Below are 23,203 nucleotides of genomic sequence, written 5' to 3' on the forward strand. Positions count from 1 at the left end.
TTTGAGGTATTCTGGAAGTGAATGTGATTTTTGCGGAAAATTAAATGCTTTCGCCCTCAAACAGCGTAAAGCCAAGATCTACAACGGGTTGTTCTGGTGAATTACCTGACAGCTTGTCCAGCAGCATTGTTGCAGCAAGGCTGCCAATCTCCCACCTTGGGGTGTCGATACTGGCCAGCTTTGGGGTGATGGAACGTCCTATATCCAGTGCATTAAATCCGGCAACGGCCATCTGCTCAGGTATTGAAATCCCTCTTCTCTGACATTCCATAATGGCACCAATGGCCAGGTCATCATTGCAGCAGAATACGCCATCAAGTTCAGGGTGGTTATCCAGAGCTTCGGCCATTAACTCTGCACCCAGAGTGAATGATGAATTAGCCGGGGTGGAGAGGATGATGGGATCACAGCCAACACTCTCCATGATGTTGTGATAGCCCTGCAGGCGTTGCCTGACTCGGATGTCCATTCTGGCAGCAATAAACGCGATCTTTTTCTTGCCGTTCTCCAGCATGCGCCTGATCATGGCCTCGCTGGCGGCTTTGTGATCCAGGCCAACAGCAAGGTCAATGGGGGGAAGACAGGAATCCATCACTTCGACCACTGGGATGCCGGCGCTTTCTATCATGCGCAGTGACTTTTCTGTATGCTCGCACTCAGAAAGAATTAACCCATCAACCTGATAGGAGAGCATGGATTCTATGCGCTTTTCTTCAACGTCTTTATCATAGCCATAATGGGCGATCATGGTCTGATAACCCGATGGCTCGGTAACGCTTTCTATTCCCTGGACAACGGCCGCGAAGACCTGGTTGGAGATAGAGGGGATCAGAATACCAATGGCTTTGCTGGTGGAGTTAGAGAGAATGTCTGGAACACGGCTGGCAACATAGCCTACTTCGTCAATGACTGCCTGAATTTTCTCGCCGGTGGCTTTTGAAACCTGTGTTGGGTCCTTGAGGTAACGGCTGACCGTCATTTTGGTAACACCGACCCGGTCGGCGATGTCCTGAAGCGCGAGGCGCTTGTTTTTCGGTTTCATTAATGGTTCGTTCCAACAATCATCTGGCTCAGCGACATCAGATTCAACAGGTTGGCGTCTGAGGCTGACCGCGAAATTATATCCTCTGTTTTAGGCGGGTGTCTTTAGTTGATTGCGGTTTGAACAATGTTGGAAGGAGGGTCGATGTGAAGGCCGTGAATTTAATGAAAAATCACGGCCTTAATTCAGGAACACATTACTGCGCCGGGCAGCGCTGTATTACAGGTCCTGAGTGAAGGTGCGTGTGATCACGTCACGCTGCTGTTCTGGCGTCAGGGAGTTGAAGCGAACAGCGTAGCCGGAAACACGGATGGTCAGAGATGGGTACTTCTCTGGGTTGGCAGCAGCGTCTTCCAGCATTTCACGGGAGAGAACGTTTACGTTCAAGTGCTGGCCACCTTCGCGGATGGTGGTTTCCTGAACTTCCAGATCCAGTTCGCGGGATTCGAACTGGCCCAGCTTTTCCAGAGAAACGACTTCATCCTGCTTGAATTCGTCAGTTTTGGCGCAGATCAGGCGAGCTTCACCAGCAGCTTCGTCCATCAACCAGATTGAGTTAACCAGAGCGTTGTTTTCGCTGGCAGTAATCTGAATGCCTTTCATTTTATTGATCCCTTGATACTCAAGTTCAAACAGCTTTGAGGGCTTACCGGATAGGAATGCGCCGCTCGCCTATCGCCATGAATTCTGGAATGATTCTTCATGGTACGGGCATCCTATCAGTTATGGGAATTTCAATATCTAGGTATTAGCCGAGATCAACAAAGTGGTGGAAAAAACGAGAGGTGGTATTATTTTTTGATGTTAGTCAATGCGTGTTACGTAAAAACAAGGCTGGCACTTGCCTCAAAGTAATGGCGTCGTTAAATGATGATGGTCAAATATTATTGATGGTCTACTTTCTTGCTTTGAGAATTATTTTTTGAGTTGATCATCTATATGAACTCAGCTGAAAAAAAAGCTTGGCTTGCCTGTTTTTTATCCTGGTAGCGATTTTCTGGATACCGAATAGTCACTCAGAGTTAAATTTTTGGAAAGTCAAGGTAATTGTCAGTGTAACTTCTATCGGTTCTGGGTATATATTTTCGCCGGTAGAGAAAGTGCAGTCTATGAGTGTTAAGCAAGGCAGCAATCAGGACGGAGAAGAGTTTACTGTTTTTAGAAGCTACACTCCCACAGAGGCCATAGCATATATAGGGTTTCAGGCAAACGCCTATATGAGAAAATGGCATCTTTTTCAATCGAAAGAGTTGGTCATAGAGGAGGCTCCTGGTGTTGAGGTGGGAGGGGGAGAAAATGAGACTGAGAGGATCGAGTCTATACATAAAGAGTAACTATTCAGCACCCTTCATATAAATCTGGAATTTTCTGATTTTTCGACCATCATCTTATACTCAATTTTTCTAACAAATCTCCAGTATGGAACCAGACTTCCCAGCTACTCCGTTTACCGAAGCTCTCCTTAAAGAGAATGAAGAGCTTCGGACCGAGAATGCGCTTTTACGGGAACGTTGCAGCGAACTGGAAGAAAGGGTTAATAAAAACAGTCAAAACAGTAGTAAGCCACCATCGTCAGATGGTTATCAAAAGCCCAGTAAAAAAGGGAGTGATAAAGGTGATACATCTTCCAAAGAAGCCCCCTGCTCCTCACAGGAAACACCGAACCCCAAAAGCCTTAGACCATCTTCAGGCAATAAACCAGGTGGCCAGAAAGGTCATCAAGGCTCTTGTTTGAGACGTGTCGCCTTACCCGATTATGTCAGGCATCTGAAGGTTGAAAAATGTTGCTGTTGCCAGTCTTCGCTTATCGATATTAAACCCACCAAATACATTGAGCGACAGGTTTTTGATCCAGGTAGACCCGGAGAATTTGAAGTTACCGCGTACTGGGCAGACGTTAAAGTATGTCCTTGTGGTAAACGGAACACCGCTGAGTTTCCCCAAGGAGTGAAAGCCGCTGCTCAATACGGAGAAGTGACTCAGGCAATGGCTGTTCATTTAAACCAGTATCACTTCATCCCATATCACCGGGTGTCTGAGTATTTCAATACTATTTATTGCATGAGTGTCAGCGCAGGCTCTGTTGCCAATTTTGTTGCCTATACCCATGAGAACCTGGCCTCTACTGAGCAGAGTATCCGCGATGCTTTACAAGAAAGTCCGGTTGCAGGAGCGGATGAAACTGGCATGCGGGTTGACGGTTCACTGTGGTGGTTACACATTATGCGAGATGACCAATGGACGCTTTACTACCTCTCAGAAAGGCGAGGTTGTGAAGCAATGGATGCAATGGGCATCCTGCTGACTTTTGCAGGCATTCTGGTTCACGATCATTGGAAGTCCTACTTTGCCTATGCGGCAGTGCATGTGCTTTGTAATGCCCATCATCTGAGAGAGCTTCAGGGAGTTGTCGATAGGGATGCGAATAAGCTGGCTCTGCGGCTGATGAAATTGCTTACGCTCTCCTGGCACTTCTGCAAGAAATACAAAGCAGCCGGTCTGACTCAAATGCCTGGTGCAATACAGCTTCGCATTGAGACGATATACGACCAAATCCTTCAAAGGGCTCTCACGAAGGAAACCGCTTATATGGAAAAACAACGACAGGTGCTTGGACGTAAGAAGGTCAGGAATACCAAGGCCTACAACCTGTTCAAAAGGCTTATTGAGTTTAAGGTTGAAACGTTGCGCTTCATGTCGGACTTTTCAATTCCCTTCGATAACAATGGCAGTGAACGTGATGCCAGGATGGCCAAACTTAAGCAGAAGATCTCAGGCTGCTTCAGAAGCGAAGACGGAGGTACCATGTTTACCCGAATCCGAAGCTATTTATCATCTGCTAAAAAGCAGGGGTTGAACATATTTCAGGCGCTTCTTAAAGCGGTTCGAAATTACAACAATACGCCTTTGCTGGGTGCTGAATAGTTACCATAAAGATTTGATTTTTGATGTAGAAGCGCTAGATCCAGAAAGCTATACGTTTTATCTGGTTCCATCGTTAAACTTCAAAGATAAATTGCTTAGTTATCAGGATTTTTATCCTGATAACCTTGTTTTGAAATTTAAGACTGACTGTCAATCCATTGCAGATCTCGAAAGTACTTATAATATTGAGCTTTTGCCTTTTTCGGAGCAAGAGTGTGATGGTGTTGTTAATCTTGGCTTGTTTCCTGAACAAGCCCGGTTGGAGTTTAACCTTAATCACAGGGTTGCTCTTGAGGAAAGCTACCTTGATATTGGAGGTCAGCAGTATTTTTTAACATCAGAATTGTTTGGTGTGAGTGGTTTTAGTGTTGAGGAAAGTGAAAGCCTAGATGCTGGGTTCCTGGCGGCATATCCCCCCGTGGGTGCTGTTGGGCATGAAACTAAGTTTTGGCTTTTTCACCGTTCGGTAGTTAGGGAAAAAAATAATTGTGACCTTTCTGATTTTAATTGGGATCAGGATGAATATGATCGTTGTCAAAAAGAATTTGAAGTTATCAGCTCTCCTCAAATGAAGAAGGCTAGAAAAGGGGGGAGGTTAAGAAACAATGAAAAAAAGCGAATTGAAAAGGAATTAGAACGTTATTCAAATTATTTTTCAGCAGAAGTTCGCGTTCGTTCAGAATTGGTTGATTCGGGAAACTCTCCCTCAACACTCTCTCTATCAAACCCAGGGCATCGTATTTACATCCCACCTAGTATGCTAACTAACTGGACCAGAGTATTCATAGCCGCCAATGTGAATGAAAAAGAAAAATATGCTCGATGGCTACGCTTTTTTTTTCTGACACTATTTACTGCAAGTAATTTCATGGAGGTTTATGCTCATTGGGATGTTATTTCAGATTTGTTTCTTCCTGTTATTGGCTACATCAAATTTGATCCTCATCCGTATGAACTTCTTGCACTCTCTTGTTCATTGAACTTCGCTATATTTTCAGGGCGTTATGAGTTTCTTTGGTCGGCCTATAGTCAGTTTATAGACTTGGTTGATGCTGTCTATAATAATAAAAATTACGGGTTGACTGTTTCATCTTATTTTGATTTGGTAATGGCCGGAATTTTAAGTACTTTCACTTCCATTTGGGATCTTTTAGGCTATTTTCGAAAAGAGTTAGTGGGTATGTCTTCTTTGCCATGGCCGACTATCGGGACTGCTGAAAGAACGGTTCATCAAGGAAGGCTTCGAGGAATTAGTAATGTTGAAGAGTGGGAAGTTCAGTTGTCCCAATGGAAAGCAATTCGACTCATGAATATGAGAATGGAGCAAAAGAGAAGGAGAAAAAAACTGAAATTAAAGATCGTCGAATTAAGGAGGAGTTTCACAAAGCGGAAATTGAATCAGAAAAAGTTAGGAAAGAATTGATCAAAAAGGAAGACGCAGATAAGAAGAAAAAAGAAAATAGACTTGAGGCATTGAGGAGGAAAAAAAATCGTAGAGCGCTGAATAAAAAGTCACAGGTACAAAAAGATGAAATGGGGGGGGCGGGTGCAAAAGTGAATGAGGTGCATGAGTCTGCTGAACCCGCTATGGCCGATTCAGAGTGGCAAAAATCTTACGGTGAGGGGGTTCAGGCCTTTGAAAGCCAAGACTTTGGTGCTGCAAAAGTTGCTTATGAGCGTTCTTTGCGGATGGCTGAAAACTCCCTTGAGCGGGCTTACTCAAACTCTGCAATTGCAGACTGCGAATTCCAGCCGGTGATCAGGTATAAAGGTCAAATATTAGAAAATGCGCGAAAGATAAGAGAGTCATACAATGGAGCGAAACACGCGGAAAAGGTTGGTGAGTATGTTGATCAGCATATTGGTCAGCCAATAGGTTTGTTTAATTCTCGTGCCACTGTTTTAATAGATATTCTTGCTAGAGCTAAAGAATCTATTCCCAAAGCAAGGTTGTTCCAGTCTGAGGCAGTTGAAGCTCTAAAATCCCATCTTCATGGGAATGAACTTTTGGATGATGATGTAAATGTTTTTCTAGAACTTTTGAAAGAGCATGTTGCTGTTCTTACAGAGCTCAAAGATTATGTTGATAATACACCTAATGAAGTTGAGACGTTTTATAGAATCCGTGAGCAGATAATTTTTTCTAAGGGAAATATTCCAAAGGCGCAGCTCTCGGAGGAAACTAGAATTCGTAGAAAGTATGAACGTGAATTTTCAGGTTCTGGGCAGCATGTTGATCAGCACCAATTGCTAGATGATTTGACTACTGTAGTTGGAGGCTTTCGAGAAAATACCAGTAACTATTCCAAGCTTATTGGTTTGGTTCCCGAGCAAGAACCTGCTACTAGTGAAAGTCATGATATTACTGATTTTGTGGAGAAGTATAAACAGGTCGTTGATATATTATCAGGCAGGCAGCGGCTTGGTAGAAGGAGAAGGCAGAAGCTCATTAGCTATGATAATGCTATGGGGTGCTCTCTCAATTTGATAACTGACTCATAGGTTAGCTTCAACCTTTCCAGTCATGAACTCAGACCAAAGTTGTTCCCAGCGCCCCTTACTCTGGATCAGTGCTCTTGTTGTCAAAAGCACTTCCGCTCCTGTTGCTTTCCACCTCATTCCAGAACCACATAATCGTTGCTTTACCAGAGTCTTACAAGCCGCTTCAGTAACTCCTGAACCTATTGGCCAATGGCGTTTAAGCGCCTGATGATAATTCATTAACTGGTGATTGTTTGTAAAATAGCTCACAGCTTTGTAGCGCTTCTCTGTCAGTGCGATTGTCTTTTTCGGGAGCTCGGCTGATTCAATTTCCTGAAGGATTTTTTTGGCTGCTCCACGCTTGTTTTTCAAACTATGTAGCCTGTCTTCAAGCCACTGGTGTCGCTTCGCCTTACTGGTTGGAAACAGTGCTTCCGCTGCTCCAGCTAAATATTCAGATGCATGATAAAAATCGAGTATCTGCCCAGAGGTATGTTGTTTCAAATAACTCCAGTTTTCTCTAGCCCCGTCAGCTACCCCGATGTATGTGGCATTTGGGTAGAGTCGTTTTAGATCTGCAATCTCCTCGTCGAGCTTGCTCATAAAGCTTTGTTTACCATACTCTGGCGAACTGGCTGTATATATCGTGTGGAGCCTGTCTCCATCTGCAGAATATAGGCTCAATGTCCCACACATGGCTTCCCTCCAGCCTTCTTCACAAAGCAGCATGCAGGTTCCATCCAGACCAATGGCTATTGTTTCAACAGGCTCTTTTAGTGGAGGAAGGTGGTAGTGAGTGTCTTGCTGGTCTTCAATTAATGCACCTACTCTGTCCGATAAATGCTTGATATAAGAATTTGAAAGCGTCCTTTGATGGTTGGTCTCAAAATCTTCTTTTACCGCAGGCGCTGGCATCTGGCTGTATTTCCAGGCGATAGACTTGGCAAATTTGGGGGTAGCTGAACCAATAATACCGGCACGAAGATCAAGTGCTGCCAGAGTACTGCCACCTCTGACACCCTGATATACGGAGCGCTCCAAAGGTATACGACCGTATAAGGTTTCATAGTGCTTAAGAACCTTTCCTTTGTAGTTCCACTTCTGCTGATTAACGACGATAGGTTCTTTATTGGGTGATTCAAATAGCCCCAATAACTCTTTTGTTCCAAGCTGCCCGGCTTCATTGAGTGCACGCTGTAAACTATCTTCAAGATTCAGCATGTTGCCTGAATCTATAGAAACTTCAATTTGCAAAACGATGCTTTTGGTAGAGCTGGAAATAACAGAAGCGGGCATGACAGTTAACTATTATGAGTGGTGTTCCCATAGTAGCTGTGAAAATAGAGCACTATTGTTTCAATCATTCAGAGAGAGCACCCATGCTATGCAGCAAGTGACTGAACAATTGGCAAGCATTGCAATGGAAGTTTCTGACTCAATGCAGCCAATGGGAGATCGACGTTTTCAGATGTTACTTGAAGAAACCAGTAGTCAGGTCATTGAAATGCCACCTGATGGATTGTGTATGTTTCATGCCCTTGCTGTTGGTATGCAACTTCATTGGGATAATTTGCCGAATAGGGCTGGTGTTGCTGCTTACTTAGGCTCAGAAACGGTTACGACACGAAACCTTTTTTCTGTATTAGCAGAAATAGCTAATGTTCATGCTACAGCGTTTCCTGAAGATGAGGTTGTTCAGCAGGTAGCGGAATCATTCAGGGCAAGGCCTGGGGGGAGTGCTGCATGGGGTACTAATGATACGTTAAATCATTATATCCCACCGTTGACAGGCACTGATGTGATGGTCTTAAATCTTTCCGATATGAGCCAAGCTGAGCAAGTTCATGCAACTGTTTATCGTCCTGATGGGCGAGTCGACACTTTGGTGGGAGCAAATATTAATTCTTATTTAAGTGGCAGTCCTCATTCATTGATAATGGCTTTTAATGGTGTGGATCACTGGGATCTGATTGTCCCTGAGGTTCTGGCTCAAAAAGCACGAGAGATGCTGAGAGTAATGTTAGAAAGCACGAACTCCCAGTCAAAACAATGACTGGGAGGCTGGTTGGTCTCATGCGGTGTTCCGTATCAAGGTATGTATTCAAACACCTTTACGACTCTTGAAACTCCATAGGTGTTTGCAGCAATGGATACAGCCTCCTGTGCCATTTTGGGGGTGATGAGTCCCATGAGATACACCGTTCCCTGTTCAGTATTGATTTTGATTCTGTCAGCAATAACCGCTTCATTGGTCACCATTGAGGTTTTGATTTTTGTAGTCAACCAGCTGTCATTGCTTTGCACCAGGATGTCTGCGTTTGGACCAATTTCAAGCTCATTGTAGACCTGGCGAACCTTTTCAACATTCTGTGCTGTCTGGCCTGCCAGTCGTTTCAGGCTCTCATCAGGTACCTGACCGATGAGCAATACGATGCCGTTAAAGCTGATGACTTTGACTCTTGACTCTCTCAGGGCTGGATCAGCCTTATTAATGTTTACAGCGGTGACGGTTTCAATGGTCTGGTCATCCATCCAGGATCCCCAGGTCCGTTTGCTGTTATCAATGTTGACCGGCTCTTCGTTAACGGAGTCAACCAGCGCTGCGCAACCACTTAACAGGGTCAGTAAACCGGTTAGTAGTGCAATGCCGATAGGTTTCATGGTTCCCCCTGATGTCATGAATAGTGAAAAAATAAGGATTGGTAGAAATGAGAGCAAGATTCCAGTTTATTCGGCGGAAAACAGGAACTCATCAATCAGGTCGCAAAGGCAATGAATAATCAGCGTGTGGACTTCCTGTATACGCTGTGGGCTGCTATCGGGCACCCTTATTTCAACTTCTTCCGGGTGCAGGAGTCGGGCCATATCACCACCGTCTTTACCGGTCAGGGCGATCACCTGAATGTTTCGGTCATGGGCTGCCTGGATGGCTTGAACCATGTTTGGGCAGTTGCCATGAGCTGAAATTGCCAGCAATATATCGCCTTCCTGTCCCAGTGCTCGTATTTGTTTGGAGAACACTTCGTTGTAGCTTGAGTCGTTGGCGATAGATGTTATGGTTAAACTGTCTGCACAAAGGGAAAGAGCCGGTAAGGCTGGACGCTCACGGTCGAAGCGATTAATTAATTCAGAAACAAAGTGCTGGGCGTCGCCAGCAGCGCCTCCGTTTCCGCACGCCATGATTTTTCCTTCGTTTAGCAGGGACTGCACCATCATCTCTGCTGCATCAGCAATGAGTGGAGGGAGTTCGTCCGCTGCGCGAATTTTGGCATCGATACTATCGGAAAAATGTTGCGTTATACGTTCATGCATGCCTGAAACCTTGAAGTGAAAACCGCCTGGCTTTCATTCTTCCTTCTTCTGAAACCGCTCTTCTGAATAGCGACCAGAAAATTATTCGCTCCTAAGAAATTCTTAAAAAGCACTTTTGATCCATTTTAAGCTGTTTTGCCCTGTGCCGTCATGATTGTCAATGGATATTGCATCAAATCGACAAATCCTATGGCTGTGTTGACGGTATTTAAGTAAATAAGCGGCTGCCGTCTTTCGAATTTTCTGCTGCTTGATTTTGTCAATTGAACTGGCTGCATTACCGAATCGTGAGTGGCTTCGGGAGCGGACCTCGATAAATACCAGTGTGGAATAGTCCAGCATAATCAGATCGATTTCACCTGTTTTATCGGCAAAGTTGCTATGTAACAGCGTCAGTCCCTGCTGCTTCAAAAACAGCAGGGCGCTTTTTTCCGCCAGAGCTCCTTTTTTATTACTGAGGTTCAGTTTCCAGGGCATAAAGGACGGTATTATCTCCTGTGACTGATGTTGATGCTTGATTTTTTTCGGACAATTTGGATAGCCGGTTTTCTGCAACCTTTGGTTTGATGATGGGAAGTGGAGTTAACCGGCCATTCCTGAATATCTGCCAGGACAGTTCGCGATGGATTTTGCCATTTGGAGTAATACTCAGGAATCCGGTCATCCCTGGTAATTGACTACCCTGTAGGCTTGAGAGTTGCTGAAGCCTTGGGTAAAGCTTATAGGCATCAGCGCCCAGTGCGTAAAGCGTTCCCAGTTGGCCTCGGGACTGTTTCCATAAAGTGTTGATTTGCTGTTCCAGCTGGCTTGGTGTTCCAGGAATTAACCAAGGCATAATGGGAATGCGAATGCCATCCATATCCTGATCCTGATTGGTATTGGTAATACCGGAAAAAGCGCTGGAGGTTGCATAGACTGGAAGATTTCCTGCGTATTGGTAGGCGAGCGCGGGTTTAATCTGTCTCGCCTCCTGAGGATTGGCGCCAATAAACACCATATCAACATCCTGGCGCCGACGGGCCTGGAATCCCAGTCTTTCACCTAGAAGCCTGCTGAGCTGTTTTGCCCTCGCTTCACTTTGGTCAGTATGCAGTAGCCAGCCGGTCAGGCTGCTGAACTGGGTTTTTGCATCAAACTCACCAGAGCCGACAATGACACCACCCAGTTCCTGCCATTTTGCTTTGAAGGTGGTGTTGATTTTCTTGCCCCATTCTGTATCGGGTGTAATGATGATTGCCGTTTTATGGCCATCCAGGCGGCCCCGCTCTGCGGCCATAATGGCTTCATCTTCCGCAGATAGTCCAAATTGATAAAGCCCTCCTGCTCGATAGTTTCCTGATGATGTGGGGAATGCCTGATTGGGAGAGTCATCAAGGTAGTTTAGAGCCAAAACGGGGATGCGATTGGTGATGTCAGAATTTAGCGCTTTTACCTGGCTCTTGTTCAGTGGGCCAATAATCAACTGCGCACCTTCATCAATGGCTCTGGAAGCGAGATCGTTAATATTGCTGCTCTCAGTGTTATAAAATTGCAGTTCAGGAAGTGGTTCATTTTTGCTCATGGCCTCGTAGTGGGAGGCCAGCATGCCATCACGAACGGATTCTCCAGCTCTGCTCAACCTTCCTGACAGAGGAAGTAGTACGGCAATTTTATCAGGACGTTTGGTTGAGCTGCTCTTCAGCGCTTCAAAATCCCCTGGCAGGTATTTGTGAGCTGGATGGTATGCCCAGTCCCGTTTCCATTGTTCAAGGCCGGTGAGCTGTTGATCTAGGCTGCGACCGGTTTGATAAATTAAAGCCAAGGCCAGCCAACCTTTCAGTTGTTGTGACTTTTCCTGCTTGTACAGGCTATCAAGTCTCTCGGCAGGTACATGCAGAAGCGTTTGCCAGAAGCTGTCATAGTGTGGCTCCCTTTCTGTTTCGGTAAGATAAGGTCCAGCCAGAAGCCATTCGTCCAGAGAGGCCTGGTATTCACCAAACCTCGAATAGGCGAGTGCTTTTAGAATGTGGGCTTGAGCATTGATATAGGTATCGTTGCTGACAATGACTGCTTCGCGATCAAGCCATTCAAAAACAGCCCAGTCTTGATGGTTTATCTGAGCAAGTTGAGCCTGTTGAACAGCAAGCTCTGCTTGTATGCGTTTGGGTAGCTGTTCGTAAGGCAGCTGGTTGAGTATCTTTTCAGTGCGGGCAGGGTCTTTTTTGATCAAGTTTCTGGTTATTTCCAGAGTGAGGCTGGCCCGCTCCGGGTAGCTGAGCTTTTCTACCTCGGCCAGCTGCTGCTCAATGCTCTTGATAGAAGAAATTGTTGGTGGAATTGTTGCCTTCGGTTGCGATGAGCAGGCGGTAATGAATATGGGGATCAATACAGCCATTGCTATGGCGGGCAATGTGTTGGAAAGGTTTTTTCGCAGAGCGGTTAAATTGGTCATCATTGGAGGTCGCAGGCCAGCTCTTCTGGGAATAACTTTGTTAATGGCTTTGATTGTACACAGGGCTTGGAATCGACACTATAGGTTATAACTATTACGCGATGTGCGACTTTGTCTGAAACTATCTCAAATTACTAGCCCGGATATTTCATAAACTGCCCCGAATCTCGGGCAGGACTTTGTCGCCCTAAGGGATTTTGTGAGGGAGTGCCGTACCGGGGAGTACGGTCGACCGAGCAAAACTCCCTTAGGGCGGCAAAGGACAAGCGAGAACGGGAGCACGTTTATGAAATATCCGGGCTAGCATGATGGTAAGTCCAAGTTGTATCTTCAAAATCACGCAATTATTTGCTTTCCGTTTTTTAATCTTCGGAAATAAGGTTCTCAAACTGTATTGCAGGACGACCAGCAATTATATTCAGATAAGAACCAATATTATGTGCCAGTAACTTCCGAGCGATACGTGATGTCATATGCCATCTATCTCGACAATGGCACTTTTCTATTTCAAAGCGCTCTGTCAATTGACCTATCACTGTTTCTATTCTCCGTCGTACCCGTAATACCAGCTTTACAAACGACTTCGGACGTTCATCTTGCATGTTTTTTCTCAGTGGCGTCTGAAGATCAATACCTAATTCCTGACAATCAGCTTTAAACTCAGGCCTTATATAGCCCTTATCGCCAAGCAAGAGGCCAGAAATGGTCTCGAGCATGTCATAGGCTGCATCACGCTCATCTACGTTCGCTGCGGTCAGAGTAAAACCCACAGGAATCCCTCGTGCTTCAACCAGCAAATGCCCCTGAAAGCCATAGAACTTCTTGTCCTTGGAAGCGCAGTAACCATAACCAGCCTCAGCTTTAAAGATACGGCTCTGTGGTGCACGGGTTCTGACGACAACATCAATCGGAAAACCATCGATTAAATGGATATCTGCATTATCTGCATGCATCATCTGGACTATACGAATTTGCAGTCGTTGTTTCACATGCCATAAGTTGGCGGCCTGTTTGACAAATGCCGAGCGTGAAGGAATGTCAGGAAACAGGTGTCGCCAGTGTCGGGTAAAATACTTCCAAATCTCAGTGTCCTTATGATGCCCAAGCCATTCACCGACAACTTCCATGGTGATCGCTTCACTATCAGTGAGCTTTGGTGGAAACCCTCGAAGTCGCAGTGGTACAGGAAAAAGCTCTTTTACCAAATCGTCGATCAAGCAGTAGACTGTAGTGATAAACTCTTCAACGGGCATGACTGAAACCTTCTTTGCTTTCTACTGCTTTTAATAGCAGAAAGCAGGATCAGTCATGTCTCCTTATGCAAACCTAAAAGTCGCACATGGCGTAACTATTGTATTTTCTAAGTAGCGGTTGATCTGGGGGTGTGACCTCAACTCTAAAGGGTTGAAAACAGTGCTTTATCGCATTGGTTGTTATTTGATCTGAGCGCTAAAGCGTTGTAATTGTTTTTCTCTCAAGCTTTTTTGGTCGGAAAGATGCCAGAAGGTGTTAGGATGCAGTTTGAAAGGTAGCATTGGTTTTTCTTTGTCATGTCTGACTCTCTTCTTTATATCGTTTCTACGCCCATTGGTAATCTGGGAGATATGACCCCCAGAGCCATAGAGGTGCTTCGTCAGGTTGACGTTATTGCTGCAGAGGATACCCGGCATAGCAAGCGGTTGATGAATCACTTTGGGATTGCTACTCCGCTGATTCCCTGTCATGACCACAATGAGCGCCATCAGGCAGAGATGATTGTTCGGCGTATGCAGGCTGGTGAAACCGTTGCTTTGATCAGTGATGCAGGTACTCCATTGATTTCTGACCCTGGCTTTTATTTGGTTCGCTCAGTCAGGGAGGCAGGCTTTCGGGTGGTTCCGGTCCCGGGAGCCTGTGCTTTTGTTGCCGCGCTGTCAGTGAGTGGTTTGCCAACCGACAGGTTTTATTTTGAAGGCTTTTTGCCTGCTAAAGGAGCGGGGCGACGCAAGAGAATAGAGGCATTAGCGGCTTTCTCAAGTACCTGGGGAGTTTATGAATCACCACATCGTATTATGGATCTGATGGAGGATCTTAGTGCGGTGCTTGGTGATGGCAGATACATTACTCTGGCTCGAGAGATTACCAAAACCTTTGAGACCGTTATAGCGGGTACGGTTTCTGAGGTTCAGGCTGTTTTAGCGTCAGATTCGAATCAACAGCGTGGAGAATTTGTTGTTCTGGTTGAGGGGTATAAAGAGGAGGAGTCATCTGAAATCAGCCCGGAAATTGAGAAAATGCTACAACGCTTAATGGACGATTTACCTATCAAAAAAGCGGCCTCTGTGGTTGCTGATCTCACCGGAGTCAGGAAGAAAGTGCTTTATGAGCTGGGTTTGAAACTGAAATCAGACGAATAAAATGCTGAATACGGTTGATTAACGGGAGTCGGACAAGTAATATTCGCCGCCGCGAGCTGGCCGGGCAGTCGCTGTTCATTCTGGTTTTTGACCAGGATGGAGGGAGGAAAGTCCGGGCTCCAGAGGGTAGGGCGCCAGGTAATTCCTGGGGGGCGAAAGCCTACGGAAAGTGCAGCAGAGAGTAGACCGCCTAAGCCAGCGTTCTTTCCAACTTTCGTTGAAAAGAAGTTGGCCGGTAAGGGTGAAAGGGTGCGGTAAGAGCGCACCGCATGGCTGGTAACAGTCCATGGCACGGTAAACCCCGCCTGGAGCAAGACCAAATAGGAATCCTATAGGTGTGACCCGCACTGGATTCGGGTAGGTTGCTTGAGGTGTCTGGTGACAGACATCCCAGATGAATGATTGCCCAGGCCTGCTTTGGCAGGCTGGACAGAACCCGGCTTACAGGCCGGCTCGCACTTCCTTTTCTTTTGATTTTTCCTGTTTGTCTTTTGCACTCTTCATGAAGCTTGTTGTTGCAAGCCTGAACTGGTTTTCCGTTCCGTTTTAAATCCCACGCTTTAACCTTTCTTTTAGCTTTCTTTGCAATAAAAGTATTTGGTATTCGTTGCTGCTGCCTTAAAAGAAGTTGAACTATGGTTTTATTTTTCCTCGTCAGAGCCCATTTTGGCCGTTATATGTGGGCATTCAATATTGATTTTGGAAACAGTGTTTGTATTTGGTTGTCCAATATTGGGTGGGAAGAGGTAGAACCCCTGCTTGACGTGGGTTTTCCAGATTCCTATAGTGTGCTTTAGTGGTGTAAAGTGGATTATTGTGGGGCGGGATGGGGTGCTGAATGGAGTTGGCTCTCATTAGGCCTTTATAAATGACGGGTGCCGTAAGGTTTCCAGGGGTGAGGGGACCAGGGAGAAGGTAATGTGTTTCGCGGTGTAAATGCCATCAATCTGGATGCCAAAGGGCGTCTTGCTATACCAGCTCGTTATCGGCAGGTATTGCGGGATCGCTGTGATGGTGCTCTGGTGGCAACGATTGACACCGATGAGCCCTGCTTGCTGATCTACCCGCTGGACGAGTGGGAGCTGATTCAGCAGAAAATTGAAGCACTTCCCAGTTTTCATCCAATGACCCGCCGAATTCAGAGGCTTTTGATCGGGCATGCCACCGATGTTGAATTGGATGGCAATGGACGTATTCTTATCCCTCCACTGTTGCGTGAATACGCAGGTCTTGAAAAGCGCAGTATTTTGCTGGGGCAGGGCAAGAAGTTCGAGCTTTGGGATGAACTTTGCTGGAACGAACGCCGTGACCAATACCTGAAAGAAGCCAGTGAGTCAGAAGAGATTCCGATGGAATTGCAGTCGCTCTCTTTATAAAACGCTTCTTTAGATAGTTTGTGAAAGGTTTATGAAATCGTTAGATCGTGTTGATAGCCAGAAGTTAGCTCCTGAGAACGAGGTAGCTAACCATGTACATAAAACAGTGTTGCTGAATGAGGCTGTTGATGCGTTGCTGACTGATCCTTCCGGAGTATATGTCGATGGTACTTTTGGCAGGGGAGGGCACAGTCGCTTGGTTTTGAGCTCGTTGACGGAGCAGGGGCGGCTGATTGGTATTGATAAAGATCCGGCGGCAATTGCCACTGGCGTTGAGCTGGAAAGTGAGGATCCAAGGTTTTCGATTCATCATGGGTCTTTTACCGATGTTGATTCTGTAAATAGCGATCAACTGGTTGATGGAATTTTGCTGGACCTTGGGGTTTCATCGCCCCAGCTGGATGACCCTGAAAGAGGCTTTAGTTTCATGCATGAAGGGCCTCTGGACATGAGAATGAATCATCAGGACGGTGAGAGCGCAGCAGACTGGCTGGCAAGGGCTGAAGAACAGGAGATCAGTCGGGTGATCTGGGAATACGGTGAAGATCGGTTTTCCCGAAGGATGGCCAGAGCTATTGTCAGAGAACGAGAAATTGAGCCTATTCTGACAACTAAGCGGCTGGCTGGCATTATTGCTGCGGCCTGCCCAACCAGGGAAAAGGGGAAGCATCCGGCTACCCGTGCGTTTCAGGCGATCAGGATTCACATCAATCGTGAACTGGATGATCTCGTACTTTGCCTGGATCGTGCGCTGGAAAAACTGAAGCCAGGTGGTCGACTGGTGATCATCAGCTTCCACTCGCTGGAAGACAGGATTGTAAAGCGCTTTATTCGTAAGCACCAGAAGGGTGATGAGTTGCCGAGCTGGCTGCCGGTTACAGAGGATCAGTTGAATCGCCGTATGAAGAGCCTGGGTAAGGCCATCAAGCCTTCCAGGCAGGAAGTATTGGAAAATCCCAGGGCACGAAGCGCCGTTATGCGTGTGTCAGAAAAGCTGGCTTGATGATGGATGCTGCTCTTCTGATGAGAGGAAGGCTCATTCGTTCTTATGGGTCAACCCTTTTGCTGTTGCTATTGGTTGTCTTGTCGGGGTTGTCCGTTGGTTATGTTTCTTACGAAAACCGACGCTTACATAACCGGATTCAGCAGGAGCTTGAAAACAGAAACAGTGCCCAGGTGGAGTGGGGAAAGTTGTTGTTGGAGCACAGCACGCTGACATCCCCGGGAAGGGTTGAAAAGGTTGTCAGGGAGAAACTGGACATGGATGTGCCAAAAACCAGTCAGATAGAAATGGTTCTGCCATGAGTCAGGGGCGGAAAGTATCACAGCGAAACCGGCCGGCTTCTGAGAAAAAAGTGGGAAGGGCTGGTATTTGGTTTGGAAACCTGGTTAGTGGCCTTACACGAAAGTGGCGCCTGAAAGTGTTGCAAATGGTTTTGCTGATTGCCGGGTTGGTAATTGGCTACCGGATTGTCGATTTGCAGCTGCTGGATCGCCACTTTTTGCAAAGCGAGGGCGACAAGCGTTCTGTTCGTTATGAATCAGTGGCTGCGCACAGAGGTGTCATATTTGATCGAAATGGTGACCCTCTGGCGGTAAGTACACCGGTAGTGACTATCTGGGCAGATCCTGAAGTGCTCTATGAAGCGAGAGAGCGCTGGAAGGCGTTGGCTGAGGAGCTTGATGTTTCACATAAGTGGCTGTCAGATCGGATAGAAACAGCCAAAAGCAAAGACTTTATCTACCTCAAGCGTCAGTTGACGCCTGAGCAGGGGGCAAAGGTAATGGCATTAAGGGTGCCGGGTGTTCGGGCCATTAATGAGCATCGGCGCTATTACCCAGCGGCCGAGGTAACAGCCCATTTGGTTGGTTTTACCAATATCGATGAGTCCGGTCAGGAAGGGCTGGAGCTGGCCTACAATCAATGGCTATCCGGTGAGCCAGGTAAACGCAGGGTCCTCAAAGATCGTAAAGGTCAGCTTGCCCGGCAGGCTGAGCTGATGAAAAGTGCAAGCCCGGGTAAGGAGTTGATGCTGAGTATTGATCTCAGGCTTCAATATATGGCTTACCGGGAGTTAAAAAAGGCGGTTGAGCTTCATAAAGCCAAAGCCGGCTCTTTGATCATGCTTGATGTCAAAACCGGTGAAGTGCTGGCAATGGTTAACCAGCCTGCATACAACCCAAACAACCGGGCGGATATGCAGGCGCATAAAATGCGAAACCGGGTGGTAACCGATATGGTCGAGCCTGGCTCAACATTGAAACCATTTGCCGTAGCAGCAGCTTTGGAGTCGGGGCAGTTCCACAAAGGCTCGGTGATTAATACCGCCCCTGGTTACATGCGACTTGGCAGGGATCAGGTAAAGGATATACGTAATTACGGTGCTATTGATGTGACCACAGTGCTGCGGAAATCCAGTAATGTGGGGGTTTCAAAGATGGCGCTTGCCATTGGTCCGGACAAAGTGCTTGACCTGCTACAGCGAGTTGGGCTTGGTCAAAGTACCGGGACTGGCTTTCCAGGAGAAAACCCTGGCTACCTGCCTTACCGGGATCGCTGGAGTGATATTGAAGTTGCGACGTTATCGTTTGGTTATGGTTTGACCGTAACGCCTCTCCAGCTGGCACAAGCTTATACAGTGCTTGGTTCTGGCGGGATTATGCGTCCGGTATCCCTGATTAAGCGAGACGTTGTACCTGATGGTGTCCGAGTAATGGATCAGCAGGTTGCTGATGATCTGCGAAAAATGCTTCGGGAAGTTGTTCATGGCGGAACCGGTGGGCGAGCCATGATCGACGCATTTGAGGTTGGCGGGAAAACCGGAACAGCCAGGAAGGTTGGACCAAATGGTTATATCAAAGATCGCTATATTGGAATGTTTGCTGGCTTAGCGCCTATTGATAATCCCCGGCTTGCCATGGTTGTCATTATCGATGACCCCTCAGGAAAAACGTATTACGGCGGTCTGACAGCAGCGCCGGTGTTCTCCAAGGTTGCGGCTGGAGCGCTCAGACTGTTGGGGGTTGAACCAGTTGAGTCGGAAGGTTCAGGTCAGCGTATGGCGTTTTTACCTTATGCGCTGGGTCTGGATGAGAGAAGTTTAGGTGCAGGTGCCTCTACACCATTGAAAGAAGGTTAAAGCGAAAAGCAATGACAGCTGAGCATGAGAACACTCTCAATAACGTGCTTGCCGAACTTCAGCTACCTACCGTAGCTGTCGATAAGGTGCTGACGCATATGACCCTCGATAGTCGCAAGATTACCGGGGGTGAGTTGTTTATTGCGATACCCGGCGTTCAATCCGATGGCCGTCAATACATAGCGGATGCCTTGAAGAAGGGAGCTGCGGCGGTCCTGGTGGACGCTAGTGAAGGATTTGATCTGTCTGTTGTTGCGGATAATGATTCCGTTTTTATTGTTTCGGGGCTTGGTACAAAGATTGGGGCTCTTGCTAATCGTTTTTATCGGCAGCCTTCTGAACAGCTGAAAGTAATAGGGATTACCGGTACCAATGGAAAAACCTCCTGCTGCTGGTTTATCTCTGAAATCCTTCAGCAACTGGGGGAACCCTGTGCTCTGATGGGTACCGTGGGGCGCGGATTGCCTGGCAAGATGGAGGCTTCCCTGAATACCACCAGTGATGTTCTCTCTCTGCATCAGTACATGGGACGACTGGTTTCCGATGGGGTGCAGGCGCTGGCTATGGAAGTATCATCCCATGGGCTTGATCAAGGGCGTGTCGCCGGTGTCTCTTTTGAAGTAGCGATGTTTACCCATATCAGTCGTGACCATCTGGATTATCATGGCTCACTGGAGAAGTACGCAGCGGCCAAGGCCAGGTTGTTTTCAGAGTGCAGTTACCGGTTTGCTGTTATTGGAAAGGATGATGAGTTTGCTGAATTGATGCTCTCATCCTGCCCTGATGGAGTCAATATCACAACCTGGTCCCTGGAAGATGCTTCGGCGGATGTGTATCTCGGTAATATTGAGGCGTTGCCTCAGGGCTTCAGGGCGAACATTCATACGCCTTGGGGAGCTGGTAGGTTGAGTACTTCATTGCTGGGGCGCTTTAATCTGGAAAATCTGTTGGCAGTGATTGCTGCGCTTGGTGTTCAAGGGTACTCACTTGAATCCCTCCTGGCGGTCATTCCATTGATTACTGCCCCTCCCGGAAGAATGCAGCAGTTTGGTGGTGATGGTCAGCCTCTGGTGCTTGTGGATTATGCTCATACACCGGATGCCATTGAGAGCGTTCTTTCTTCATTGCGTGAGCACCGTTCTCAAATAGAGAGTGTAACTGAGCCTTCTGCTAACGATAGCGAACAAGGCAGCGGGAATATTGTCTGTGTATATGGTTGTGGTGGCGACCGGGACAGAGGTAAGCGACCTCTGATGACGGCGGCTGCTTTGAATGGTGCAGATATAGCGGTGCTTACCAGTGATAATCCAAGGTCTGAAGACCCCAAACAGATCATTGCTGATTCTTTGGAAGGGATTACGCAGGATGATCGTCAGCGTGTTCAGGTTATTGCTGACCGTTCTGAAGCGATACGTTTCGCAATTTCATCCGCCAGTGGCAGCGATATTATCGTGATTGCGGGCAAGGGGCATGAAAACTATCAGGAAATTCATGGTGTTCGACATCACTTTGATGATGCCGAACAGGTGCTATCAGTGTTGGATTCTCAATGCAGCAGCTCTCAATACGAAATTAATCAAAAGGGAATGCAGGTATGATTGAAGCGATGTCCCTTTCTGCAATTGCTGAGATTGTCGGTGGCCAATTAAATGAGCTTCCGGCTGATGGGCCTTTGGTGACAGGTGTCAGCATTGATACTCGAACATTGAAGCAGGGGGATCTGTTTATTGCGATCAAAGGTCCCCGCTTTGACGGACATGATTATCTGGCACAGGCTCAGGTTGCGGGTGCGGTTGCTGCACTGACTGAACACTATATAAGTGATACGGCCCTGCCTCAGATCGTTGTTGAAAGTTCTGAAAAGGCTCTGGGGCTTCTGGGAGAAGCCAATCGTAATAACTTTGATGGGCTTCTTGTTGGTGTCACTGGCTCCTGCGGTAAAACATCGGTTAAAGAGATGTTGATGGCTATCTTCTCTGAAGCAGGCTTAACGTTGGCGACGGAAGGCAATCTTAATAATGCACTGGGCACACCATTAACTCTCTTGAAGATAAACGGATCGCATCAGTTTGCTGTGGTTGAAATGGGAACCAGTGCTCCCGGTGAAATTGAGTACATTGCAAATATGGGCCGCCCAGATATTTCCGTTATTGTTAATGCTGCGGAAACCCATCTTGCAGATTTGAAGAGTGTTGAAGGCGTTGCCTGGGAGAAAGGCTTTATTCTTGACGCTCTCCCTGACGATGGTATCGCCATTTTGAATATGGATGACCGGTTTTACAGTGGATGGTATGACCGTGTTTTGCAAAAACAAGACCGCAGGATTGTCAGTTTCAGTGGGCAGAGCCCTGTTGCGAACTGTTATGCCAGCGATATTGTTCCCAACCATGAGGGCACCCGATTTACGCTGCATATTCGCAAGGATGACAAACAGGACGAACAGCAGAACCTGCAACTTTCATTCTGGGGGCGCTATCAGGTAACCAATGCCTGTTGTGCAGCAGCAGTTGCATCCGCCAGTGGACTGTCGCTGGACATTATTGCCCGCGGGCTGGAAAATGCCCGGCCTTACCAGCGACGGGGGCAGCGATTTGTACACTCCTCCGGTGCTGTTCTGATTGATGAAACCTACAATGCCAACCCGAAAGCAACACTGGCAGCGGTTGAGCAGCTGGCTGATTGTGGTGGCAAAACCATCATGGTTTTTGGTGACATGCTGGATCTTGGGGAAATATCTGATGAACGTCATCGAGATATTGGCCTCTATGCGAAAGAGCTGGGTATTCAGCAGTTTTTGAGCTTCGGGCCTTCTGCTCGTCTGGCCAGTGAAGCCTTTGGTGGTGGTTTGCACTTTGAAGAAAAAGGTGAGCTGATTACCTGGCTGGAATCTGAGCTCGACAGCGACCTCAATGATGAGGTGTCGGTATTGGTGAAGGGATCAAAGGGGATGAAAATGTTGGATATTATCCAGACTCTGATTGGGTCTGACTACAAGGGAGATGCCTGATGCTGGTCTGGCTGGCAGATTATTTATCCCAGTATTACCATGGATTTCTGGTTTTTAAGTACCTCACGTTGAGAGGTATTTTTGGTGTCCTGACGGCTCTGGTCATGAGCTTGTGGCTTGGGCCTCATTTTATTCGAAAGCTGAGTTTTTATCAGATTGGACAGGCCGTTCGTGATGATGGACCACAAAGCCATCTAAGTAAGGCTGGCACCCCAACTATGGGAGGGGCACTGATTCTCATCTGTATTGCGATCAGTACCTTGCTCTGGGCAGATCTAAGCAATCGCTATGTCTGGGTGGTTCTGGTCGTTACCGGTATTTTCGGTGCGGTTGGCTGGGTAGATGATTATCGGAAAGTGGTTGAAAAGAACTCCCGCGGCCTTCCGGCACGCTGGAAAATGTTCTGGCAATCGGTTGCAGGCCTTGGCGCAGCTTTTTTCCTGTTTTTTACAGCGCCATCTGCAACAGAAACGACACTGATCATTCCATTCTTCAAAAATGTAACACTGCAACTTGGGCCCTTCTTTATTGTTTTGGCTTATCTGACCATTGTTGGATCCAGTAATGCGGTCAACCTTACCGATGGACTGGATGGCCTTGCTATTTTACCAACCGTTATGGTCGCTTCAGCTCTGGCGGTTTTTGCTTATCTCAGCGGTCATGCAACCTTTGCCCAGTATTTATTGATTCCTGCCGTGCCAGGAGCTGGGGAGCTGGTCGTGTTTTGTGCTGCCATAGCCGGAGCAGGCCTTGGCTTCCTCTGGTTTAATACATACCCAGCCCAGGTTTTCATGGGTGATGTAGGTGCACTTGCCCTTGGTGCTGCCCTGGGGGTGATCGCTGTTATCGTCCGTCAGGAAATCGTATTGATTATCATGGGTGGTGTCTTTGTGATGGAAACGATCTCTGTCATTCTTCAGGTTGGTTCCTATAAGTTGACCGGTCGTCGTATATTTCGCATGGCACCACTGCATCACCATTTTGAATTGAAAGGGTGGCCTGAGCCTCGGGTTATTGTGCGCTTTTGGATTGTTACTATTGTGCTGGTTCTGATTGGACTGGCGTCATTGAAAATTCGCTAACTGGTTTTATG

20 protein-coding genes and 1 other RNA gene are annotated in these 23,203 nt (G+C 47.0%); 13 read left to right on the forward strand and 8 right to left on the reverse strand.

Annotated elements, in window-relative coordinates:
- Positions 1-40: 40 nt before the first annotated feature.
- Both ACOCLE_RS02700 and grcA read right to left on the reverse strand, forming a co-directional pair.
- Positions 41-1,042: a LacI family DNA-binding transcriptional regulator gene (locus tag ACOCLE_RS02700; protein ID WP_419535405.1), complete on the reverse strand. Its 1,002-nt coding sequence runs from the start codon at positions 1,040-1,042 to the stop codon at positions 41-43.
- Between the two features lie 219 nt (positions 1,043-1,261).
- Positions 1,262-1,645, reverse strand: a complete 384-nt coding sequence (gene grcA / locus ACOCLE_RS02705; protein ID WP_419535406.1) for an autonomous glycyl radical cofactor GrcA — start codon at positions 1,643-1,645, stop codon at positions 1,262-1,264.
- A gap of 506 nt (positions 1,646-2,151) precedes the next feature.
- On the opposite strand from grcA, the gene ACOCLE_RS02710 reads away from it, so the two are divergent.
- From ACOCLE_RS02710 to ACOCLE_RS02720, 3 genes are all read left to right on the forward strand, one after another.
- Complete coding sequence (locus ACOCLE_RS02710) at positions 2,152-2,376, forward strand: hypothetical protein (RefSeq protein WP_419535407.1); 225 nt, start codon at positions 2,152-2,154, stop codon at positions 2,374-2,376.
- Positions 2,377-2,461: 85 nt separating this feature from the next.
- Positions 2,462-3,967 (forward strand): IS66 family transposase, encoded by a 1,506-nt coding sequence (gene tnpC, locus ACOCLE_RS02715; RefSeq protein ID WP_419532963.1) that lies wholly within the window; start codon positions 2,462-2,464, stop codon positions 3,965-3,967.
- Positions 3,957-5,390: a hypothetical protein gene (locus tag ACOCLE_RS02720; RefSeq protein ID WP_419535408.1), complete on the forward strand. Its 1,434-nt coding sequence runs from the start codon at positions 3,957-3,959 to the stop codon at positions 5,388-5,390. The genes tnpC and ACOCLE_RS02720 overlap by 11 nt, the downstream gene beginning before the upstream one ends.
- Positions 5,391-6,463: 1,073 nt before the next feature.
- Here ACOCLE_RS02720 and ACOCLE_RS02725 read toward each other — a convergent pair.
- A complete protein-coding gene (locus ACOCLE_RS02725; protein ID WP_419532972.1) occupies positions 6,464-7,744 on the reverse strand; it encodes an ISKra4 family transposase in 1,281 nt (426 codons plus the stop codon).
- Here ACOCLE_RS02725 and ACOCLE_RS02730 point away from each other — a divergent pair.
- Positions 7,743-8,501, forward strand: coding sequence for an OTU domain-containing protein (locus ACOCLE_RS02730; protein WP_419535409.1), 759 nt, complete (start codon positions 7,743-7,745; stop codon positions 8,499-8,501). The two genes, ACOCLE_RS02725 and ACOCLE_RS02730, sit on opposite strands and share 2 nt — an antisense overlap.
- A gap of 35 nt (positions 8,502-8,536) precedes the next feature.
- Here ACOCLE_RS02730 and ACOCLE_RS02735 read toward each other — a convergent pair whose 3' ends face one another.
- From ACOCLE_RS02735 to ACOCLE_RS02755, 5 genes are all read right to left on the reverse strand, one after another.
- Complete coding sequence (locus tag ACOCLE_RS02735; protein ID WP_419535410.1) at positions 8,537-9,109, reverse strand: BON domain-containing protein; 573 nt, start codon at positions 9,107-9,109, stop codon at positions 8,537-8,539.
- A gap of 66 nt (positions 9,110-9,175) precedes the next feature.
- Entirely contained in the window at positions 9,176-9,760 is a 585-nt protein-coding gene (locus ACOCLE_RS02740) for a phosphoheptose isomerase (RefSeq protein WP_419535411.1), read from the reverse strand.
- 102 nt (positions 9,761-9,862) lie between these two features.
- Positions 9,863-10,237 (reverse strand): YraN family protein, encoded by a 375-nt coding sequence (locus ACOCLE_RS02745; protein WP_419535412.1) that lies wholly within the window; start codon positions 10,235-10,237, stop codon positions 9,863-9,865.
- On the reverse strand, positions 10,212-12,194 hold the full coding sequence (locus tag ACOCLE_RS02750) for a penicillin-binding protein activator (protein WP_419535413.1): 1,983 nt from the start codon (positions 12,192-12,194) through the stop codon (positions 10,212-10,214). The genes ACOCLE_RS02745 and ACOCLE_RS02750 overlap by 26 nt, the downstream gene beginning before the upstream one ends.
- Before the next feature lie 359 nt (positions 12,195-12,553).
- On the reverse strand, positions 12,554-13,444 hold the full coding sequence (locus ACOCLE_RS02755; protein ID WP_419533099.1) for an IS982 family transposase: 891 nt from the start codon (positions 13,442-13,444) through the stop codon (positions 12,554-12,556).
- Between the two features lie 297 nt (positions 13,445-13,741).
- Here ACOCLE_RS02755 and rsmI point away from each other — a divergent pair, with 297 nt between their 5' ends.
- The 9 genes from rsmI (at position 13,742) to mraY (ending at position 23,192) form a co-directional block, all read left to right on the forward strand.
- Complete coding sequence (gene rsmI, locus ACOCLE_RS02760; RefSeq protein ID WP_419535414.1) at positions 13,742-14,587, forward strand: 16S rRNA (cytidine(1402)-2'-O)-methyltransferase; 846 nt, start codon at positions 13,742-13,744, stop codon at positions 14,585-14,587.
- Between the two features lie 52 nt (positions 14,588-14,639).
- Positions 14,640-15,047, forward strand: an RNA gene (rnpB, locus tag ACOCLE_RS02765) — RNase P RNA component class A.
- 460 nt (positions 15,048-15,507) lie between these two features.
- Positions 15,508-15,963, forward strand: a complete 456-nt coding sequence (gene mraZ, locus ACOCLE_RS02770) for a division/cell wall cluster transcriptional repressor MraZ (RefSeq protein ID WP_419535415.1) — start codon at positions 15,508-15,510, stop codon at positions 15,961-15,963.
- A gap of 31 nt (positions 15,964-15,994) precedes the next feature.
- Positions 15,995-16,966: a 16S rRNA (cytosine(1402)-N(4))-methyltransferase RsmH gene (rsmH, locus tag ACOCLE_RS02775; protein ID WP_419535416.1), complete on the forward strand. Its 972-nt coding sequence runs from the start codon at positions 15,995-15,997 to the stop codon at positions 16,964-16,966.
- Positions 16,966-17,268: a cell division protein FtsL gene (gene ftsL, locus ACOCLE_RS02780; RefSeq protein ID WP_419535417.1), complete on the forward strand. Its 303-nt coding sequence runs from the start codon at positions 16,966-16,968 to the stop codon at positions 17,266-17,268. Before rsmH ends, ftsL begins: the two co-directional genes overlap by 1 nt.
- Positions 17,265-19,103, forward strand: a complete 1,839-nt coding sequence (locus tag ACOCLE_RS02785; protein WP_419535418.1) for a peptidoglycan D,D-transpeptidase FtsI family protein — start codon at positions 17,265-17,267, stop codon at positions 19,101-19,103. The genes ftsL and ACOCLE_RS02785 overlap by 4 nt, the downstream gene beginning before the upstream one ends.
- An 11-nt stretch (positions 19,104-19,114) precedes the next feature.
- On the forward strand, positions 19,115-20,701 hold the full coding sequence (locus ACOCLE_RS02790) for a UDP-N-acetylmuramoyl-L-alanyl-D-glutamate--2,6-diaminopimelate ligase (RefSeq protein ID WP_419535419.1): 1,587 nt from the start codon (positions 19,115-19,117) through the stop codon (positions 20,699-20,701).
- Positions 20,702-20,709: 8 nt separating this feature from the next.
- The gene (locus tag ACOCLE_RS02795; RefSeq protein WP_419535420.1) at positions 20,710-22,110 is read left to right on the forward strand and encodes a UDP-N-acetylmuramoyl-tripeptide--D-alanyl-D-alanine ligase; all 1,401 of its coding nucleotides are present in this window, start codon (positions 20,710-20,712) and stop codon (positions 22,108-22,110) included.
- A complete protein-coding gene (gene mraY, locus ACOCLE_RS02800) occupies positions 22,110-23,192 on the forward strand; it encodes a phospho-N-acetylmuramoyl-pentapeptide-transferase (protein WP_419535421.1) in 1,083 nt (360 codons plus the stop codon). Before ACOCLE_RS02795 ends, mraY begins: the two co-directional genes overlap by 1 nt.
- Positions 23,193-23,203 lie beyond the last annotated feature (11 nt).

It is taken from the genome of Endozoicomonas sp. (assembly GCF_965196975.1).
Lineage (GTDB): Bacteria > Pseudomonadota > Gammaproteobacteria > Pseudomonadales > Endozoicomonadaceae > Endozoicomonas.